Genomic DNA, 3,540 nt, shown 5'->3' with positions numbered 1-3,540 from the left:
CGCGCCCAGCGCGGCCCGCCGGTCCTCGTCGCCGAGCACCTCGCGCAGCGCCGCGTCGAGGGCGTCGACGTCGCCGGGGGGCACGAGCGCGGCGCCCTCGCCGACCAGCTCGGGCAGGCCGCCCACGGCCGTGCCGACGAGCGGCACGCCGGCCAGCAGGGCCTCCTGGGCGAACAGCTGCCGGGCCTCCCACACGCTGCTGACCACGGCCAGGTCGGCGGCGGCGAGCAGGTCGGCCACGTCGTGGCGGTGGCCGAGCAGCACCACGGCGGCCCGGGCGGCCGAGATCTGGGCGGCCAGCTTCCGGTACGCCGGGCCCGAACCGGCGATCACGACCGTCGGCGCGGGGCGCAGCGACCGCCACCGGGCGGCCGCCTCGACGAGCAGGTCGTACCCCTTCTGGGGGTGCAGGCGGCCCACGGACAGCACCAGCGGGCCCTCGCCGACGCCGAGCTCGTCGCGGACCTCCTCGGGCGTCCGCGCGGGGGCGGGCAGGACGGGCGCGGCGACCGGGCCGAGCCGCACGTCGCGGCCGCCGAGCTCACGGGCCCGGTCGACCAGGTCGGTCGAGGCGCCCAGGTTCACGTCGGCGCTGCGCGCCACGTACCGCTCGGCGGTGGCCAGGGCCTTCGCCTTCACGCCCCGCCCGAGGACCGCGTTGTGCCAGGTCACCACGAGCGGGGTGCCGTTGCGGCGGGCCAGCGCGGCGATCAGGCCGGCGCGCAGCCCGTGCGCGTGGATCACCTCGGCCGGCCGCTCCTTGAGTCCCCGACGCAGCACGGCGACCGACCGGGCGTCGCTCAGCCGGGGCGAGGCGGGGATCTCCAGCGGCACGTGGGTGGCGCCGAGGGCGGCGAAGCCGAACTGCCGCTCGGTCTCGGCGGGCGAGTAGACCGTGACCGCGTCGCCCCGGGCCACCAGGCCCGCGGCGAGGGAGGCGACGTGCTTGCCGATGCCGCCCGTGCTGCTGCCCAGCACCAGCGCCACGGCGCGGCCGGCCGTAGTCGCGTCGCCGCCGTTGTCCACCCCGCCCCTTTCAGCGTTGTCCGGTCGCGGCCGGCTCGTCGACGACCGGCCCGCGGCGCCCCGGCCGCAGGCGGCGCGTGACGCGCGCGAGCATGCGCCCGAGGTCGCGCCGATCGACGAGCAGCCCCACGAGCAGGAAGCCGGCGGCCGCCACGACACCCGCTAGCATGCCCGCCGCCACCTGCGTCGCGAAACCCGGGGTCAGCCATGCGGACACCGCCCGCGCGGCGCCGGCGCCCGATATGGCACCGACCGTCCCCGCTATCAACGCCGCGAGGGCGGCCCGGGCCACGCCCGACAGCGCGCCCCGGCCGACCCGCCGGGCCACGACGGTGACCAGGGCCACGCCGAGCACCGTCATCCCGACGGTGTTCGCGGCGGCGAGCGCGGCCACCCGGTGGGCGGGTTCGAGGGCCAGCGACAGGACCAGGGCGGCGACGGCCGTGGCCGCCCAGCCGACCGCCGTGGCGATCGCGGCCTGGCGCGCCTGTCCGGCCGCGTACAGGGCCCGGCTGAGCAGGGCGAGCAGGGCGTAGCCGAGCAGGCCGGGGGCGAACGCGGCGATCGCGGCGGCCAGGCCCGCCGGGTCCGCGGCACTGTCCATGACGGTGACGAGCAGGTGTGCGACGGGGGCGGCGACCGCCACCAGGGCCGCGGCGCCCAGCCCGGCCAGCAGCAGCACGGCCCGGGTGGTCCGGGCGAGGGTGGCGTCGAAGCGGTCCCGTTCGCCGGCCGCGGCCGCCTCGGCCAGCTCCGGGTACGCCGAGGTGGCCACCGGCACGGCCAGCACCGCCCAGGGCAGCAGGAACATGGTCTGCGCCAGCCCGAACAGCACCACCGTGCCGTCGACGTGCGCCCCGTTGGCCAGGTACAGCAGGTACGCCAGCACGAGCTGCTGCGCCACGACGGTGACCATCGCCGCGCCGGCCAGGCCGACCGCCCGGCGGCGCAGCTCCGGCTCGACGCGCAGGCGCGGCCGTAGCCGCAGCCCCAGCCGGCGCACCGGCACCACCAGGCACAGGGTGAGCACCGCCACGCCGATGGTCGTGCCGACGGACAGCACGAGCTCGGGTCCCCGGCCGATGTCGGCGACCCGGGCCGGCGAGGTCGCCATCGTCGCGAAGGTGCCGTAGGCGGCCATGACGGTGACGCTGGACAGCAGGGGCGCGAGTACGGGCCAGGCGAACCGCCGGTGGCTCTGCAGCACCCCGGCGAAGATGATGCCCACGCCGTAGAGGGGCAGCTGCACGGCGAAGACGCGCAGCATCCGCTCCCCCATGGCCAGCGCCGCCGGGCTCGCGTCGTTGCCGAGCAGCCCGATGATCGGCCCGGCCGCCAACGCCACCACGAGCGCGAGCGGCACCAGCAGCACGAGCACCCACGTCAACAGCACCGACGCGGTACGGGCGACAGTCTCACGGTCCCCGGCGGCCACCGCGCCGGCCAGCAGCGGCACGACGAGCGCGGCGAGGGCCCCGCCGGCCACGATCTCGAAGATGATGTTGGGGATGGTGTTGGCCGTCTGGTAGACGTCGCCCAGGTCCGTGCTGCCGACGACACCGGCAAACACGACAGTTCGGGCAAACCCGGCCGCCCGGCTCAGCACCGTCAGGACGGCGATGAGTGCGGCGGCACCGGCGATGCCCCGCGCCCGCCCGGGGCGGGGGGTCACTGAGCCAGGCCCGCGTCCCGGCTGCTGTCCCCGGCCGGCGCGCTGCGCGGCGCCGGTGGCGCCACGCCCGGACCCTCGGCGGGCGCGCTGCGCTGCGCCGGCACCGGACGCCGACCCAGGGCGTCCAGCTCGCGCAGCACCGGCGTGCGCTCGATGACCTTGGTAAAGCTGACCTTCTCGCTCGCGGCGGTGAGCGCGACGAGCCCGGCGAGCAGCCCGGTCCGGCCCACCCGGCCGGTCCGCGCGGCGACGGCCTCGCCGAGCAGCGCGCCGAGGCTGGTGGCCCCGCTGTCGCCGAGCATGACCCGCTCCCGCAGGTCGTCGGGGAGCAGGCCGGCGGCGGCCCCCACGGTGCCGGCGGCCGCGCCGCGCACCCGGGCGACCGTCAGCGGGGCGCCGACGATGAGACCGGCCTTGAGCGCCCGCCCGGGGCGCAGGTCGAGCAGGTTGTAGAGGTTGGCGGTGCCCGCGATGACGCCCGCGCCCAGCGCCACGTCCACGGCCCGCCCGAGCCCGCGACGGCGGCCCTTGGTCGGGGGCAGCAGCGCGGCCGCGGCGAGACCCGCCGCGCCCACCCCGACGATCTTCACGAGGCCGCTGGAGATCCGGCCCTCGCGCAGCGCGGCGAGGTGACCGCGGAAGCCCTTGTAGGCCTTCTGGTGGGGGCGGGCACCCACGATGTCGTCGTACAGGCCGACGGCGCCCGAGCCGAGGCCGGCGACGAGGCTGGCGGCGGCCAGTCGGGGCTGGCCCTCCACGACCGCGCCGGCGCCGGCCGTCGCGGACGCGGCCAGTGCGAACGCCGGCCCGGCCGCGAGGCTGACCGGCTCGCCGCGGTGGTT

At 78.1% G+C, this 3,540-nt stretch carries 2 protein-coding genes and 1 pseudogene; all 3 read right to left on the bottom strand.

Features of this window, described 5'->3' with window-relative positions:
• On the bottom strand, nt 1-1,026 hold a 1,026-nt coding region (locus ABD211_RS27575), incomplete at its 3' end, for a glycosyltransferase family 4 protein (RefSeq protein WP_344138157.1).
• A gap of 10 nt (nt 1,027-1,036) precedes the next feature.
• A complete protein-coding gene (locus tag ABD211_RS27570) occupies nt 1,037-2,698 on the bottom strand; it encodes a lipid II flippase MurJ (protein WP_344138155.1) in 1,662 nt (553 codons plus the stop codon).
• Nucleotides 2,699-2,802: 104 nt separating this feature from the next.
• Nucleotides 2,803-3,540, bottom strand: a pseudogene (locus ABD211_RS27565) (hypothetical protein); the annotation flags it as partial.

It is taken from the genome of Luedemannella flava, assembly GCF_039528515.1.
GTDB lineage: Bacteria > Actinomycetota > Actinomycetes > Mycobacteriales > Micromonosporaceae > Luedemannella > Luedemannella flava.
Note: the sequence above shows the minus strand (reverse complement) of the source record. Positions and strands in the feature narration are given on the sequence as shown.